We start from the raw sequence: 15,211 nt of genomic DNA, 5'->3' as shown, positions 1-15,211 counted from the left end.
AAACCCCCCGCCGTTCAACTCCTGGTTGAGGGGCGGCCGGCCAGACGACGGCGGAGGCGCCCTCCTTCCTCATGCAATGGGTGGGCTGTCCTCCAGCGGATTCCTACCCTTCCCGTGAGGAGGTCCGGGAGCCCGCATGGAGCCAAGGGGAGGGTACATGGAGTCGTCCGCACGCAGGGACTCGCCGTTGATGACCCCAAGGGAAATCTACGAGCGGTTGGACAGATTCGTCATCGGCCAGGAGGCGGCCAAACGGGCTGTGGCCATCGCCGCCCACAACCACCTGAAGCGGATTCAAGCGCGCCGCATGCGGCGCACCTCGCTACTCAAGAAGTCCAACATCCTGCTCATCGGGCCCACCGGAAGTGGGAAGACCCACATCGCCCGAAATCTGGCGGAGATCCTCTCCGTCCCGTTCACCACCGTGGACGCCACCGAGTACACGGAGGCCGGCTACTACGGGAAGGACGTGGAGGTGATGGTGGCGGACCTGCTCTTCAAGGCCAACCACTCGGTTGAGGACACCCAGCGGGGCATCATCTTCATCGACGAGGTGGACAAGATTGCCCGGCGCTCGCAGAGCGCGCGCAACGGCGCGGGGAGCCGGGACATCGGTGGCGAGGGAGTTCAGCAAGCGCTCCTCAAGCTGCTCGAGGGCCGCGAGGTCTTCGTCCCCATGAATGTCACGCAAGCGTGGAATCGCGGTGACTTTGTCCCCATCGACACCCGGGACATCCTGTTCATCTGCGCGGGAACGTTCTCGGACCTGCACGAGTACGGCGGTACCTCTGACGTTCGCGCCATGGGGTTTGGGGCCCAGGAGATCCAGAAGGTCCGCAAGCGCATCACCACCAAGCAGTTGGTGGAGTACGGGATGCTCGCCGAGTTCCTCGGCCGCCTGCCCGTGGTGGTTCAGTTGGATTTGCTTGGCGAGCCGGAGCTGCTGCGCGTGCTCACCGAGCCCCAGGACTCCATCATCCGCGAGTACCGGGAGCTGCTGGGGTTGGACGGCATCGAGCTGGATGTCACCGAGGAGGCCCTGCGCGAGGTGGTCCGCTTCTCCATTGAGAAGGGACTGGGCGCTCGCGGCCTGCGCTCCATCCTCGAGCACGTGATGTCAGACGTGATGTTCGAGGCCCCCGAGCACCGCCGCCGTCAGTTCACCGTGGACCAGGACTTCGTTCGCACCCGCCTGGGGGGGTTGGAGTCCCACGTTGGATTGGGAGCCTGAGCCCCTGGCTTACTCGCGCTCTCGCTCGGAGGCCCGCGCCGCGGCCCCGAGCCGGGCCACGAACTGTGGATCCTGCAGGAGCTGGAGGACGAGGTTGTTGCGCAGCACTGCCTGCGTGTCACCTCGCTCCATCGCCTCACGCAGCTGCTTGTCCGCCAGGGCCTTCTGGAAGCGAGGGTCCTGCTTGAGCGACTTGAAGGCCGGGTTGTCCGCCAGGCGCCGGGACCGCTCGGGGTTGGTCGCCACCTGGCCCACCGTGACCATGTCCTTCACGGCGGAGAACTGCGTCATCTCGAAGAGGTTGTAGCGGCGAGCCAGCCCGAAGGACACCGAGTCCTTGGGCGACAGGCCCATGCGCTTGCCCGCGACCACGATGTATTGCTCGGCGAAGACGAGCGCGCTGAGCACGACGTAGGTGATGGCCACCACCTTCGCCCCGCCGAGCACGAAGCCGATGAAGCCGTCCAGGGTCCGCCTGTCCGGATCCTTGCTCCACAGGAGCCGCTGCAGCAGGGCGGTGAGGGCATAGCGCACCGCCACCAGCACGACGATGAAGACGAGCAGCGAGCCGGCGACCGTTCCGATGAGGAGGGGCACGCCGCCGAGCGCGTCCGCCATCTTCGGTCCTACGTACGTGCCCAGCTTGCGCGAGACGAACCACGCCACCGCGAGCGCCACCAGGTTGGCAATCTGCTTCGCCCCTCCGGAGATGGCGCCCACCACGGCAAAGAGCAGCACCAGCCCCAGGATAATCAGGTCGATGGTCACGCGGTTCCCCCTTCCGCCAGGTGTCCGTCAGCGGATCTTGAAGGCGTCGCCTTGCTTGCGTGCCTCTTCCAGTAGCACCTTCTGGACCTCGGCGAGCTTCTCCTTGTAGCGGGTGTTCGCCGGCTCATAGGTGAGCGCCATCTTCAGGTTGCGCTCGGCCGAGGACCAGCGGCCCGCGTCAGCGTCCGCCGCACCCGTCTGGTAGAACTGGCGCCCCTTGGGGTGCGTGCCGATCTGCTCCTCCACCTGACGCTTCGAGGCGGCGCGCGTCTCGGCCTCGGAGGACTCGGTGAAACGCAGCTTTTGGGCCCGCTCGGGTCCCGAGATGTTCGCTGTGTACTGCCGGCGCTTCGCGTCGTCCCGCAGGACGTAGTACGCCTCGGTGACGCGCTTGTAGAGCTCGTTGACCCGGTCCTTGAGCTCCTTGTTCGACAGATGAAAGAAGCGGTCCGGGTGGTAGGTGCGGCTCTCTCGGTAGAAGGCCTTCTTGATGTCCGCGGGCGACGCCGTCCGCTCCACCATGAGGACCTCGAAGTAGTCCTGCTGGTCGAGCTTCGAGCAGCGCTCCCAGAGCTCGGCGAGCTGGGTTGGATCCAGGTCCTTCCCGGCCGCGGGAGGAGGAGGGGGCGGAGGTTGGACCGCGGCGGGAGGCGGCGGCGGGACCGCGGGGCTGGCTCCGGAGGGCGGGCGCACCGGTGTCCCTGCGGGCGCGATGGCTGGCACCATGGGCGCCACCGAGGGCACGAGCGGCGCGATAGACGGAGCCACAGGCGCTACGGCGGGCACTCCCGGTGGGCGTGGCGCGCCCGGCGGAGGTGGCGGCTGGAGCGCGGCGGGTGGAGGAGGTGGCGGCTGGAGCGCACCGGCAGGAGGTGCCGGAGGGCGGGCCGGGTTGCTTCCGGACGGAGGGCGCGCGGGCGTTGCCCCGGGAGGTGCCACGGCCGGGACCGAGGTCGTGGGCCGGGCAACGGGACGCGCCCCAGAGGCGGGAGCGGCGCCCGGAGGCGGCACGACCCCCGAGGACATCGAGGGCGGCGGACGGGACTGCGGGGCCGGTGTCAGAGGATGCGGAGGGGGAACACCGGGTGTGGGCGGCCGAGTGGGCGCCACGCTCGGGAGCGCGGTCGCGGTGGGGCGCGTCCCCGCGGGTGTCCCTGTGGGGCGCGCAACCTGGGGCGCACCGGGCGGCGGCGGGGGCACACCGGGAGCCGCGGGCGCGCCGGAAGGCACGGCGGGACGAGCTCCGGAGGGCGCGGCCGGAGCACCTGGCGCCGGAGGAGGACGGGCCACCGCCGGGGCTCCAGGCGTTGCGGGCGCACCGGGGACGGCGGGACGGACTCCGGAGGGCACAGCCGGCACTCCCGCCGCGGTCGGACGCTGCGGGGGCTGACCCGGGGCTGCAGCCGTCGGAGGACGCACGGGGGCTGGAGCGGGCGGCGCGCCAGGGGGAGGCGGGACGCCAGGGGCTGGCGGGACACCGGGGGCGGACGGACGCGCCGCAGGCACAGCGGGCGCAGCTGTCGCTGGCGTCACCCGGGAGGCCGGTGCGGCGGGCTGGCTCGGTGCCGGAGGGGCGGGGGGCTTACCGGCGCCATTCTGGGGAGGCTGGGACATCGCGCTGGTCTATCTCCGCCGGCTGGCGGCGACGGCGGGCAGGTCCCCCCCATCATGGCCCGCGAGTTGGGTCTGCTTGTTGCTCTGGATGGAGCGCTGGATGTCCGCCTCCGTCATGCCCGAGGACATGGTGAGCGTGGTGGACGTCTTCTGCCCCGTTTCCTGATCTGTCGCCGACACGTTCAACAGGCCATCGGTGTTGATCTCGAACGTCACGTCGATCTTCACCTCGCCCCGGTAGCCGATGCGGAAGCCCGAGAACTCGAACTCGCCCAGCATCTCGCACTCGTCGGCCCGGTTGGATTCGCCCTGGTAGACGCGGATCTTCACCTTCTCCTGACCGTCTCGGCTGGTGGTGAAGGTCTTCGAGCGGTCGATGGGGACCGGGGTGTTCTTCTCGATGACCTTCTCGGTGTAGCCGCCCACCGTGCCGATGCGCAGCGACAGCGGCGTCACGTCCACCAGGAAGGTCTCCGTGGCCGAGTCCAGCAGCGCGTTGGCCTGGAGCGCCGCACCCATGGCCACCACCTGGTCCGGGTTGATGCCCTCCTTGGGCTCCTTCTGGAAGTAGTGGCGCACCGAGTTGCGGATGATGGGCAGGCGCGTGGGGCCACCCACCAGGATGACCGCGTCGATGTCCGCCGCCGTCATCCGCGCGGACTGCAGCGCCTCGTCGCACACCTTGAAGGTGCGCTGCACCAGGTCCATCACCATCCGGTTGAACTGGTCCTGGGTGATCCGGCCCGTCAAGTCCAGCACCTTGCCGCTGGCGTCCTGGCAGATGCCCTCGCAGCGCACGTCCGCCACGCCGTGGCTGCCCACGTCGATCTTCGCTCGCTCGGCCGCGTCCTTGAGCATCTGCAGGCAGAACTTATTCTGCCGCAGGTCCAGCCGCGTGCGCTTCATGAAGTCGTCCGCCAGCCACGTCATGATGCGGTCGTCGAAGTCGTCGCCGCCCAGGTACGTGTCACCGGCGGTGGACAGCACCTCAAAGACATCCTTGCCGATCTCCAGGATGGAGACGTCGAAGGTACCGCCGCCCAGGTCGTACACCACCACGCGCTGGTTGACGTCCCGGCCAAAGCCGTAGGCGAGCGCCGCCGCCGTGGGCTCGTTGAGGATGCGCAGCACCTCCAGCCCGGCGATGCGGCCCGCGTCCTTGGTGGCCTGGCGCTGGTTGTCGTTGAAGTAGGCGGGCACGGTGATGGCGGCCTTGGTCACCTCGCGGCCCAGGTACGTCTCCGCGATGGCCTTCATCTCCTTGAGCACGAGCGCGGAGATTTCCGGCAGCGAGTACGTGTGCCCGCGCACGGCGATGCGCACTGAGTTGTTCTCGCCCTCGACGATCTGGTACGGCATCACCGCCTGGGCCTTCTTCACTTCGTCGGAGAAGTAGTAGCGCCCGATGAGCCGCTTGGCCGAGTACACCGTGGACTCGGCATTGGTGATGATGTTGCGCTTGGCCGCGTTGCCCACCAGCACCGAGCCGTCCTCCAGGAAGGACACGCACGAGGCATGGGTCGTCTCACCCCACTCGTTGGGGATGACGAACGGCTGACCGTCCTGCACCACGGACACACACGAGGTGGAGGTGCCCAGGTCGATGCCGATCGCGATGTCGTCCGACATTCCGTCTCCGGTGTAGCCAGGGAGGGCCGTTGGAATCCGAACCCCCGGGAAGGCGCCGGGATGTTAGGCACCTCGTTCTCGGGCTGTCAAACGTTCCGTATGGGTAAACCCTAATCGTTTCAAGGGGTTGGCAGGACTGCCTGGGGCCACGCGGTCAGCTTGAGGGGCGCGGAGGGCAGCATTATCTATGGAGGGAACAAGGGGGTTTGTCGCATGTCTGTCGTGCTGGCCGTCCTGACGTCCGATCCGAACCTGGTGCGGTGCGAGCTGCATCGGCTGGAGGGGCAGGTCTCCCTTCAGGGAGAGGAGGGACGGTCCAACGCCGTGGGCATTGGAGCCTACGCTCAGGACGACGTCCTCCTCCGCCGGTTTCCACGCGACGCGGACCTGACTCTGGAATCGCTCGCTCCGCCGCATGAGACAGATGCGCTGCTCTTCCACGGGAGGCGGCTGCCCGTGGGGCTGTCGCTGGAGGAGAACACCCAGCCGTTCCGCTCGCGGCGCTGGCTGTTTGCGCACCAGGGAAGTCTCCAGGACTTCGCCACCCTCCGTGCGGGGCTGCTGGAGCAGGTGCCGGACTTCCTCAAGCGGCAGATCCGCGGAGAGACGGACAGCGAGGTGGCCTTCGCGCTCTTCCTGAAGCGGCTGTGGGAGTCGGGGCACTCAGATGACCCGAGGCTGCCGGCGGAGGTGGCGGGCAGGATGCTGGCGGACACGGCGCGGGCGCTGTCGAAGGCCTCGGCGCAGGCGGGAGCCGCGCTCACCTCCACGCTGAACTTCGTCGCCACCAATGGCTACATGCTGGTGGCGACGCGCCTGGGCGCCCAGCCCCTGTACTACACGCGTCTGGAGGGCACGGACCGCTGCGAGGTGTGCGGCATCTCCCCTGGCATGCCCGACACGCAGCCGGGCGTGGTGGCACACCGGCGCAATCACTCGGTGGTGGTGGCCTCGCACCTGAAGCGCCCGGCGGGCTGGGTGGAGCTGACCGAGGGCACCTCGCTGGCGGTGGATTTGGAGCTGCGAGTGCGCCACCTGACGCCGTAGTCAGACGCCGAAGAAGGACACCTCGAGGAAGCGCACGAAGAGGTTGCAGGCGGCGTGGAAGAGGGCGGCGCCCACCACGCTGTTCGTGCGCTCGCGCATCCAGCCGAAGAGCAGGGCCGGGAAGAAGACCGCCAGGCGCCACACCTGGAAGATAGCCAGGTGGCCGAGCGCGAAGAGCAGCGCCGTCAGCCAGAAGGCGGGGCCCAGTCGCACGCCGAGGAAGCGCCGCCCGTGGGGCCAGGCGTCCCGCAGGCGGGCCTGCATGTAGCCCCGGTAGAAGAACTCCTCCGGCAGGGCCACCACGAAGAGCTGATCCACCACCCACTCGCCGAAGCGGGGCGGCAGCCGCGGGGTGAAGTGCGCGCCCCCTCGGAAGGGCGCCAGCATGCGCGCCAGCTCTGGGGGCAGGAGTTGCAGCACCTCTGCCCACAACGCGAAGGCTCCGAAGAAGAGGGGGAACACCACCGCGCTCATGATGAGGAAGAGGCGCACGTCCTCGCGCCAGGTGCGCGGGGAGAGTCCGTAGTCGCGGTAGTCCTCGCCGCGCCAGCGCATGGGGATGAGCGGTAGGTAGAGGAAGCCCACCGTGGCCACCAGCTTGGGGATGCCGGAGCCTCCGAAGAGGAGGAAGGCGATGATGATGCCGAGGAAGCCCAGCCCCCACAGGCCCACCACCTCCTGCACGGCATTCGGGCGCCAGGGCGTGGCCGCGGAGGCGCTCATGGTGTGGCCACCTTCGTGCGGAGCTGCTGCCGGACGACCTCTAGAGACAGGGCTCGGCAGCCGTGTCCCTTGCGCTGGACCGATACCGCCACCATCCGGCCTTTGGTGTCGAAGAGGGGACTGCCCGGCGGCAGCGCCAGGTTCACGTCGAAGAAGGGCTCGGGGGCCTTGCGCGCCAGGGCCGCCGCCGGCTTTTCCTTCTGCCGGCCTCGTCCGGGTATGACGCCAATGAGCCACTGCCCAACGGGGCTCTCGGTGGACATGCTCACGGGAACGGCGGGGTAGTTACCCGTTGGCGCGGCGACAACCGCCACCTTCAAGTACGCGTTGGCGAGCACCACCGTGGCCGGTAGCGTCTGCCCTTCGTACTCCACCTGCGCGGCGTCCAGATTGATGTGGCTCACGGAGGTGAGCACCTGCCCCTCGGTCCCCACGATGACTCCCGGACCGGTGCCGCGGGACCCGCGCACCTTCACGACGGAGCGCTCGTGCATGGCCAGGACCTTCCGAAGATCGGCCAGGGTGGGGCGATCCTCGGCGGAGGCGCGGGTGGTGAGCAGCAGGAGGACGAGCGCGAGCAGGCGGCGAAGCAAGGCGCGGGGAGCCTAGCACCGGTAATGGCCCGCGTCAGGCGGCTCGCTGCTTCCGGAGGGTGGTGATGAACTGCTCGGCGGGCAGGGTGTTGAGGATGTCTCCCCGGCGGGCCCAGCCTCGGCGCGCGGTAGCCACCGCGAAGGCCAGGTTGGCCAGATCCGAGGCCCTGTGCGCATCACAGCTCACCACCAGCTTCACCCCGCGTTGGAGCGCCATGCGCACGTGCTCGGTCTTGAGGTCCAATCGCTCTGGCTTGCCGTTGACCTCCACCACCACCCCGCGCTCGGCGGCCTTGTCGAGCACCGCCTCCATGCGCACGGGATAGGGCTCGCGGTTCTGGATGAGGCGCCCCGTGGGGTGTCCGAGGATGTGCAGGTGCGGATTGTCGAAGGCCTGCAGCAGCCGGCGCGTCATCTGCTCCTCGTCCATGCCGTGGCGCACGTGGATGGAGCCGATGACCACCTCGAGCTTCTCGAGCACGCCATCCGAGTAGTCGAGCGCGCCACTCTCCAGGATGTCCACCTCAATGCCCTTGAGCAGCCGCACGCCCTTGACGGTGTCGTTGACGCGGTCGATCTCGTCCCACTGGCGGCGCAGGTCGTCCTCCTTGAGGCCCCCGGCGTAGATGGCCGCCTGGCTGTGCTCGGTGACGGTGAGGAACTTCAGGCCCAGCGCCTGGGCCGCGCGTGCCATCTCCTCCAGCGAGTTCTTCCCGTCGGACCAGGTGCTGTGGGCGTGCACGGCGCCCTGGATGTCCTCCATCGTGACCAGATCCTCGGGCAGCCGGCCCTCGAGCGCGGCTTCGATCTCTCCCGTGTCCTCGCGCAGCTCGGGCGGGATGTACTGCATGCCGAGCAGCCGGTAGAACGCGACCTCGTCGGGCACGTGCAGCTTGGTGCCGTCGTCGCGGTGGATGCCCCACTCGGAGATCTTCAGCCCCCGCTCGTGGGCGAGCCCGCGCAGCCGCACATGGTGGGCCTTGGAGCCCGTGAAGTGGTGCAGCGCGGTGGCGAAGTCCTCGTCGGGCAGGACGCGCAGGTCCACCTGGAGATCCTTCTCGCGCAGCCGCACCGAGCACTTGCTCTCACCCCGGCCGATGACCTGGGCCACCTCGGGCGCGCGGGAGAAGGCATCGAACACCGCATTGGCATCCGGCGCCGAGGCGATGAGGTCCACGTCCCCGACCGTCTCCGCGCGCCGGCGCAGGCTGCCTCCGACGCTCGCGCGGATGACACCGGGGGCGGTCTTGATGGACTCGAGCAGCCGCTCGGCCACGGGCATGACCTCCCCGAGCAGCCGCCGGGGTGTACGGGTGCGCCGGTACAGCTCGACTCCGGCGAGGATCTTGGCCTCGCTCTTCTCCCCAAAGCCCGAGAGCTGGCGCACGCGGCCCTCGCGGCAGGCCTTCTCCAGCGCGTCCACCCCGTCCACCCCGAGCTGGCGCGCGAGGACCAGGGCCTTCTTCGGGCCGAGGTCGGGCACCTGGACGAGCTCCAGGACACCGGGGGGGAACTCGGCGCGCAGGGTGTCGTAATAGGCGAGCTTTCCGGTGGTGAGCAGCTCGGAGACCTTGTCGGCGATGGCCTGGCCGATTCCCGGGAGCTCCTGCAGGCGGCCTTCGCGGACGAGCGCGCCGAGATCCTCGGAGAGGCCGGCGATGCGGTCGGCGGCGGTGTCGTACGCGCGGCTGCGGAAGGGGTTCTCCCCCTTCATCTGGAGAAGGAGCGAGATGTCCCGGAGGACCTGGACCACGGCGGTTTTATCGGGAGTCGTCACGGGGGGAAGTTAATGCCCAAGGAGTGGGGGTGCAGGCGAGCGGAAACGTGAGGTCCGCGTGAGAGACTTCCCCCGGCCCGGCCATGTCGGGATACAAGGGCACCAGTGTTGATTTCAGAGCGTTACGAGAGACGGAGCCGATGAAGATCAAGCTCGGACCGGCGGACTTCGCCGAAAAGGAGATGCGGGGCTACGAGGTGGGCAAGCGCAGCCTGTGCGTCGCAAGGATCAACGGGCGCTACAAGGGGCTCGATGATTGGTGCAACCACGCGGGGTGCCTGCTGTCCGGTGGTCGCCTGGAGGGGAACATGGTTGTCTGCCCCTGCCACGAAGTCGGCTTCGACATGGACACGGGCAAGAACGAGACCTCGCCGGGCGTCTGCGATGACCAGCCCACGGTGAAGGTCGAGGTTGAGAACGGGGAGCTGCTCGTCGAGCTGTCCGACAAGGACGTGTAGGAGGAACCGGGATGGGACACGAGGGACACGATCACGACCATGACCACGGGCATGGTCACGGGCATCATCACGGCCACGAGCAGGGTCATGCTCACGATCACAGTCATGACCACCATCACCACGGTCATGAGCACGGGCACGAGCACGGGTCTCGGACGGCCGCGGAGCACAAGTCGCATGCACCGGTGCACGTGAGCGCGTTCGTGGTGACGTGCTCGGACAGCCGGGACGCGTCGAAGGACGAGAGCGGGCGGGTGCTGCGCGAGCTGCTGGAGGGCGAGGGGCACTCGGTGAGCGGCTACAAGGTCATCAAGGACGAGCCCGAGGCCATCCGCGCGACGCTGAAGGAGGCGCAAGAGGCGGGCGCCCGAGCGGTCATCTTCAACGGTGGCACGGGGATCGGCCGCCGTGACAGCACGGTGGAGACGTTGCAGGGGCTGTTCGAAAAGACACTGCCCGGCTTCGGCGAGCTGTTCCGGATGCTGTCGTTCAAGGAGATTGGCAGCGCGGCGATGATGTCGCGGGCGACGGCGGGCACCTACCAGGGGATGATCCTCTTCGCGCTCCCGGGCTCGCCGCAGGCGGTGCGGCTTGGGCTGCAGAAGCTCATCCTCCCTGAGCTGGGTCACGCGGTGCGCGAGCTGACGCGCTGAGCCACGTACGTCCGGCTAGGCCTCGTTGAATTCAAACACCTCGCGAGGTCTGGCCGGCCGCAACCACTATTCCATTTCCTTCGACGGCTCAGCGTAGCTGGCTACGCAGTGGCCGGAAGAAGGCGCGAATGTCCTCGAGCAGCAAGTTCGGCTTCTCCACGGAGGCGAAGTGCCCTCCGGACGGGGCGTTGGTCCAGCGCTGGACGTTGTAGTACTGCTCGACCCAGCGTCGCGGCATCTGCACGACATCCTTGGGCATGATGACCACGCCTGTGGGGGCCTCAACCACGGGCGTGCGCGAGTGCGAGGGCTGCCAGCGTTGGTGTGCGTTCGCGTAGTAGAAGCGCGCGGCGGTGCCGAAGCTCTCCGTGGCCCAGTAGAGCGTCATCACCGTGAGCAGCTCGTCCTTGGTGAAGACCTTCTCCACGTCACCGTCGCAGTCGCTCCAGGTCTTGCGCTTGTCCAGCAGCCACGCGCACATGCCCACGGGCGAGTCGTGCATGCCATACGCGAGCGTCTGGGGGCGGGTGTTCTGGATGCCCACGTAGCCGGTGCCTTCCGTCATGAAGTGCTGGGTGCGCTGGAGTGCCTCCTGTTCATCCGGGCCGTACTCAGAGGGTAGCGGGTGGCCATCCGTGCAGGCGTTGAGAGGCAGCGGGAAGGTCGTGTGGATGCCAATGATGCGGTCCGCGTACTTGTGGCCGAGCTGTGCGGAAACGAACGCGCCGATGTCGCTTCCGTGTGAAGCAAAACGCGAGTACCCGAGCCCCTGCATGAGCTGGACCCACAGGTCCGCGGTCTCCATGAAGCTGACTCCCGTCTTCGTCAGGGGCGTGGAGAAGCCGTAACCGGGCACCGAGGGGACCACCACGTCGAACGCGTCCTCCGGGCTCCCTCCGAACTCGGTCGGATGGGTCAGCGGGCGGATGAGCTTGTTCATGTCCCAAAACGTCCAGGGCCAGCCGTGCGTCAGGATGAGCGGCATCGGGCGGGGTCCCTGGCCCCGTTCGTGGATGAAGTGGATGGGGATGCCGTCGAGCCGTGTGCGGTAGTGGGTGAAGGCGTTGATGGCCCGCTCCTGGGCGCGCCAGTCGAAGCCCTTCTCCCAATAGCGAACGAGCTCGACGAGGTACTTCTGCTGGGTGCCGTAGGTCCAGTCGTCGTTGGCGAAGTCGCCCGGCCACCGTGTCCTCGCCAGGCGCTGGCGAAGGTCCTCGAGGATGTGATCAGGGATGGAGACCGTGAAGCGTTCCGTTTGCATGTTGAGGCACCTCTGCGGGGGGTTGGATCCGCGCAGGGGAACCTAGGTCGGGCTTGCTTCAAGGGAAGGATGAACTTCGAGGCGAAGCGGGTTGCTCCATGCTACGGAGCACACTGCGCGATGGCTCGGCAAACGAAAGAAAACACAGGGTTGAGCCCGCTCGAGGCCGAGCGCCTGCGCCCCTGTCTGGATGCCTTCCTGGCCTCCACCGACAGTCAGGCCCGCATCGCCTTCGATCCTTTGGAATTCCCCCACCGTTATGAGAATCCGAGGGACATCGAGGTGAGCGCGCTGCTGGCGGCGGCGTTGGCCTATGGACGTGCGGACCTCTTCCGGCCCAAGGTGGATGCGTTGTTGAAGCGCATGGGCCCGTCCCCCGCGGCCTTCGTGCGCGAGCTGGACGTGGCCGGAGCGCGTGAGCTGCTCGACGGATTCGTTTACCGCTTCAACGTGGGGACGGACGTGGCGGTGTTGCTGCTGGGCATGGGCCGGACGTTGCGCGAGCTCGGGAGCCTGGAGGCGCTCTTCGTCCGGGGATTGGAAGCGCGCGGCTCCTGGCATGGGGCGCTGGACGCCTTCACCTCGGCCCTGCGCGACGTGCCCATGGAGCCGCTGCGCAAGGCACTCGGGCCCGAGCGCGGCCTGCACCACCTGCTGCCCTCACCCCTGGGCGCCGGCGCGGCCAAGCGGCTCAACCTCTTCCTTCGTTGGATGGTGCGCGGTCCGGATGGTGTGGACCTTGGCATCTGGAAGCGCGTGCGTCCCTCGGCGCTGCTGATTCCCCTGGATACGCACATTGGCCGCATCTCCAAGCACCTGGGCCTCACTCGTCGCAACGACCTGAGCTGGCGCACCGCCGAGGAAGTGACGGCCTCGCTGCGCGCGCTCGATGCCGAGGATCCGGTGCGCTTCGACTTCGCTCTGTGTCACTACGGCATGAGCGGAGTGTGTCCCACGAAGCCTGTTCCGGAGAATTGTGCGCGGTGCAAATTGCTTCCAGCCTGTGCTGTCGGGCGAAAGACGGTGAAGGCCCGCGGCGGTACGGAGGGGAGGGCTCGGGCTACCCGCTGAGTGGTTGACGGGTGCCGCGCGAGCGGGGATACACGCGCCATGACGTTGGCTTCGGTCGTCGGACAGCCGCGCGCCATCGACGCGCTCCAGGCGGCGCTTCGCAGCGGCGCGGTTCATCACGCCTACCTCTTCGCCGGGCCCGAGGGCGTGGGCAAGGAGCTCGCCGCCGTGGGGCTCGCCCAGGCACTCACCTGCCCGGAGAAGCCCGACGAGGGCTGTGGCACCTGCTCGGGTTGCACCCGCATCGCCAAGGGCGCCCACCCGGACGTCTCTCTGCTCATGCCGGACGCCGAGCGCGTGGAGCGGGGGCTCGCGGGGCGCTCGGACATCAGCGGCACGCCCAGTCGGGAGCTTCGCGTGGAGCAGATCCGCGGGCTGCTGGAGCGCATCTCCCTGCGCGGGCTCGAGTCCAAGCGCAAGGTGGCCATCGTGGTGGACGCGCACACGATGAATCAGCAGGCGCAGAACGCGTTCCTCAAGACGCTCGAGGAGCCGCCCGCGGACACCACGCTCATCCTGCTCGCGTCGGCGCCGGACAAGCTGCTGCCCACCATCCGCAGCCGGTGCAGCAAGGTGTACTTCGGTCCGCTGCCCGTGGAGCTCGTCGCCGAGCGGCTCCAGAAGGAGCGCAAGCTGGACGCGCAGACGGCGGAGCTGGCGGCGGTGATGGCGGGTGGCAGTCTGGGGCGGGCCATGGCGTTGGACCTGGACGCGCTCGCGGCGCGCAAGGAGGTCATCACCGGCTTCGAGGCGCTGAAACCCGGACAGGTGGGCGCGCAGCTGCGCTGGGCCGAGACGTTCGGCGCCTCGCGTGAGCTGGCGGAGCAGGCGCTCTCCATCCTCTCCCTGTGGACGCGGGATGTGTCGCTGGCCAAGGCGGGCGTGGCGCAGCTGGCGAACCGGGACATGGTGTTGCTCGCGCACGAGGTGGCCGAGCGCACGCACGAGACGGTGTTGCACCGGCGGCACGCGCTGTTGGAGAAGACGAAGGCGACCATCGTGGAGCGCAACGCGGCGCCGAGGCTGCAGCTGGAGCGGATGCTCATTGAGCTGCTGGAGGGGCGATGAGCGCGGACATCGAGGACGTGCTGGACGAGGCGAAGGCCGGGAAGGTGCACCCGCTCTACCTGCTGTGGGGCGAGGAGTACCTGGTACGCCGGGGCGCTGACGAGCTGGTGAAGGTGTTGCTGCCGGACGCCTCGGCGGGGCTGAACTTCGCGGTGCTGGATGCGGGCTCACCGCGCGAGGTGGCGCAGGAGCTGGCCACGCTGCCACTCTTCCCCGGGCGCAAGGTGGTGCTGGTGCGCGATCCGGAGTTCCTCGCGCCGAAGAAGGGCCGCGGGGACGCGCTGGGCAAGGCGCGCGAGGCGTGGAAGGCGGGCAAGCGCAAGGAGGGCGCTCGGCGGCTGCTGGCGTTGGCGGCGCGGGCGGGGTGGGGCGTGGATCAGCTCGACCCGGGCGCGAGCGGCGCGCCGTCGGTGGAGCAGTGGAAGGACGAGCTGAACGTCGAGCTGGCCGAGGCGGACCTGGCCTTCCTGAAGGAGGTGGCCACGTTCTGCCGCGAGGAGCGCATCACCGCGCCCGAGGGCGACGCGAGTGCGCTGCTGGAGCTGTTCCAGAAGGGGGTTCCGCCGGGGCACGCGCTGGTGCTGGCCGCCTCGGAGGTGGATGCGAAGAACCCGCTGGTGAAGCTCGCGGCGGACAAGGGGCGGGTGGTCGAGCGCAAGGTGGCGGCGCGCCACAAGGACTTCGAGCTCGAGCCGCTCGCCGAGGAGTTCCTGCGGCCCTTCAAGAAGAAGCTGGGGAAGGGCGCCGCGGAGCAGCTCAAGGAGCGCATCGGCGGCAACGTGCGGCTCCTGCAGTCGGAGCTGGAGAAGCTGGCGACCTATTCGGAGGGCCCGACCATCGAGGCCGCGGATGTGGCGCTGCTGGTGGCCCACACGCGCGAGGAGGAGTTCTTCGAGCTGTCCGAGGCCCTGCAGAACCGCAACCTCAAGGCGGCGCTGGACTACACGCTCGACGCGATGGGGCAGGGGGTGCACGGGCTCCAGTTGCTGGGCGCGGTGGCTTCCATCACGCGCGGCATGCTGGAGAACCACGAGCGGCTGGAGAAGTTCGCGGGAGGCTCGCTGCCGCGCTCGTTCCCGGACTTCAAGGCGCGCGTATTCCCGAAGGTTGAGGAGGAGGCCAAGGCGGCGAAGGGCAAGGCCCCGCACCCGTACGCGGCGTTCCTCGCGATGCAGGGTGCCGCACGCTACAAGCGGCGCGAGCTACTCGATGCGCTGGTGGCGTGCGCTGATGCGGACCTGGCGCTCAAGTCGTCCGCGAGCAGCAAGCTCGTCATCGAGCGGCTGCTCTGGACCGTCTGCGGGAGCGCCTGACGGAC

Annotated in this window: 14 protein-coding genes; 7 read left to right on the top strand and 7 right to left on the bottom strand. The window is 68.6% G+C overall.

Annotation, left to right across the window (positions count from 1 at the left end):
- Nucleotides 1–157 precede the first annotated feature (157 nt).
- Nucleotides 158–1,231 (top strand): ATP-dependent Clp protease ATP-binding subunit ClpX, encoded by a 1,074-nt coding sequence (gene clpX / locus F0U60_RS35925; RefSeq protein ID WP_395806563.1) that lies wholly within the window; start codon nucleotides 158–160, stop codon nucleotides 1,229–1,231.
- A 9-nt stretch (nucleotides 1,232–1,240) separates the two neighbouring features.
- On the opposite strand, the gene F0U60_RS35920 is transcribed toward clpX, so the two are convergent.
- From F0U60_RS35920 to dnaK, 3 genes are all read right to left on the bottom strand, one after another.
- Nucleotides 1,241–1,999: a CvpA family protein gene (locus tag F0U60_RS35920; protein ID WP_395806562.1), complete on the bottom strand. Its 759-nt coding sequence runs from the start codon at nucleotides 1,997–1,999 to the stop codon at nucleotides 1,241–1,243.
- 27 nt (nucleotides 2,000–2,026) lie between these two features.
- Nucleotides 2,027–2,767, bottom strand: coding sequence for a DnaJ domain-containing protein (locus tag F0U60_RS35915; protein ID WP_395806561.1), 741 nt, complete (start codon nucleotides 2,765–2,767; stop codon nucleotides 2,027–2,029).
- A gap of 855 nt (nucleotides 2,768–3,622) precedes the next feature.
- Nucleotides 3,623–5,242, bottom strand: a complete 1,620-nt coding sequence (gene dnaK, locus F0U60_RS35910; protein ID WP_395806560.1) for a molecular chaperone DnaK — start codon at nucleotides 5,240–5,242, stop codon at nucleotides 3,623–3,625.
- A gap of 213 nt (nucleotides 5,243–5,455) precedes the next feature.
- Here dnaK and F0U60_RS35905 point away from each other — a divergent pair, with 213 nt between their 5' ends.
- Nucleotides 5,456–6,289: a class II glutamine amidotransferase gene (locus F0U60_RS35905; protein ID WP_395806559.1), complete on the top strand. Its 834-nt coding sequence runs from the start codon at nucleotides 5,456–5,458 to the stop codon at nucleotides 6,287–6,289.
- On the opposite strand, the gene mrtX is transcribed toward F0U60_RS35905, so the two are convergent.
- From mrtX to polX, 3 genes are read right to left on the bottom strand one after another with little or no spacing between them, the layout of a single operon-like run.
- Nucleotides 6,290–7,012 carry a myxosortase MrtX gene (gene mrtX, locus F0U60_RS35900; protein ID WP_395806558.1) on the bottom strand — a complete coding sequence of 241 codons (723 nt, stop codon included), beginning with the start codon at nucleotides 7,010–7,012 and terminating at the stop codon, nucleotides 6,290–6,292.
- The gene (locus tag F0U60_RS35895; protein WP_395806557.1) at nucleotides 7,009–7,605 is read right to left on the bottom strand and encodes a trypsin-like peptidase domain-containing protein; all 597 of its coding nucleotides are present in this window, start codon (nucleotides 7,603–7,605) and stop codon (nucleotides 7,009–7,011) included. Before F0U60_RS35895 ends, mrtX begins: the two co-directional genes overlap by 4 nt.
- A 34-nt stretch (nucleotides 7,606–7,639) precedes the next feature.
- Nucleotides 7,640–9,382: a DNA polymerase/3'-5' exonuclease PolX gene (gene polX, locus F0U60_RS35890; RefSeq protein WP_395806556.1), complete on the bottom strand. Its 1,743-nt coding sequence runs from the start codon at nucleotides 9,380–9,382 to the stop codon at nucleotides 7,640–7,642.
- A gap of 140 nt (nucleotides 9,383–9,522) precedes the next feature.
- Between polX and F0U60_RS35885 the strand changes: the two genes are divergently transcribed.
- Complete coding sequence (locus F0U60_RS35885; RefSeq protein ID WP_203406251.1) at nucleotides 9,523–9,840, top strand: Rieske 2Fe-2S domain-containing protein; 318 nt, start codon at nucleotides 9,523–9,525, stop codon at nucleotides 9,838–9,840.
- Between the two features lie 185 nt (nucleotides 9,841–10,025).
- Entirely contained in the window at nucleotides 10,026–10,493 is a 468-nt protein-coding gene (locus F0U60_RS35880; RefSeq protein WP_239015515.1) for a molybdenum cofactor biosynthesis protein B, read from the top strand.
- An 88-nt stretch (nucleotides 10,494–10,581) separates the two neighbouring features.
- Here the strand turns inward: F0U60_RS35880 and F0U60_RS35875 are convergent, their stop codons facing one another.
- Nucleotides 10,582–11,754, bottom strand: a complete 1,173-nt coding sequence (locus F0U60_RS35875; RefSeq protein WP_395806555.1) for an epoxide hydrolase family protein — start codon at nucleotides 11,752–11,754, stop codon at nucleotides 10,582–10,584.
- A 120-nt stretch (nucleotides 11,755–11,874) separates the two neighbouring features.
- Here F0U60_RS35875 and F0U60_RS35870 point away from each other — a divergent pair, with 120 nt between their 5' ends.
- Genes F0U60_RS35870 through holA form a run of 3 tightly spaced genes read left to right on the top strand, consistent with a single transcriptional unit; the run spans nucleotide 11,875 to nucleotide 15,206 of the window.
- Nucleotides 11,875–12,825 carry a TIGR02757 family protein gene (locus F0U60_RS35870; RefSeq protein WP_395806554.1) on the top strand — a complete coding sequence of 317 codons (951 nt, stop codon included), beginning with the start codon at nucleotides 11,875–11,877 and terminating at the stop codon, nucleotides 12,823–12,825.
- 39 nt (nucleotides 12,826–12,864) lie between these two features.
- Nucleotides 12,865–13,893, top strand: coding sequence for a DNA polymerase III subunit delta' (gene holB / locus F0U60_RS35865; protein WP_395806553.1), 1,029 nt, complete (start codon nucleotides 12,865–12,867; stop codon nucleotides 13,891–13,893).
- On the top strand, nucleotides 13,890–15,206 hold the full coding sequence (holA, locus tag F0U60_RS35860) for a DNA polymerase III subunit delta (protein WP_395806552.1): 1,317 nt from the start codon (nucleotides 13,890–13,892) through the stop codon (nucleotides 15,204–15,206). The genes holB and holA overlap by 4 nt, the downstream gene beginning before the upstream one ends.
- Nucleotides 15,207–15,211: the final 5 nt, after the last annotated feature.

The organism is Archangium minus (assembly GCF_044360475.1).
In the GTDB taxonomy this organism is placed as follows: Bacteria; Myxococcota; Myxococcia; order Myxococcales; family Myxococcaceae; genus Archangium; species Archangium minus.
The sequence above is the reverse complement of the archived record's forward strand: the minus strand, read 5'-3'. Positions and strand labels throughout refer to the sequence as shown.

Excerpts from the sequence above, each read along its gene's own strand:
- clpX (WP_395806563.1), top strand. The coding sequence starts at position 158 with ATGGAGTCGTCCGCACGCAGGGACTCGCCGTTGATGACCCCAAGGGAA.
- dnaK (WP_395806560.1), bottom strand. The coding sequence starts at position 5,242 with ATGTCGGACGACATCGCGATCGGCATCGACCTGGGCACCTCCACCTCG.
- F0U60_RS35905 (WP_395806559.1), top strand. The coding sequence starts at position 5,456 with ATGTCTGTCGTGCTGGCCGTCCTGACGTCCGATCCGAACCTGGTGCGG.
- mrtX (WP_395806558.1), bottom strand. The coding sequence starts at position 7,012 with ATGAGCGCCTCCGCGGCCACGCCCTGGCGCCCGAATGCCGTGCAGGAG.
- F0U60_RS35885 (WP_203406251.1), top strand. The coding sequence starts at position 9,523 with ATGAAGATCAAGCTCGGACCGGCGGACTTCGCCGAAAAGGAGATGCGG.
- F0U60_RS35875 (WP_395806555.1), bottom strand. The coding sequence starts at position 11,754 with ATGCAAACGGAACGCTTCACGGTCTCCATCCCTGATCACATCCTCGAG.
- F0U60_RS35870 (WP_395806554.1), top strand. The coding sequence starts at position 11,875 with ATGGCTCGGCAAACGAAAGAAAACACAGGGTTGAGCCCGCTCGAGGCC.
- holB (WP_395806553.1), top strand. The coding sequence starts at position 12,865 with ATGACGTTGGCTTCGGTCGTCGGACAGCCGCGCGCCATCGACGCGCTC.
- holA (WP_395806552.1), top strand. The coding sequence starts at position 13,890 with ATGAGCGCGGACATCGAGGACGTGCTGGACGAGGCGAAGGCCGGGAAG.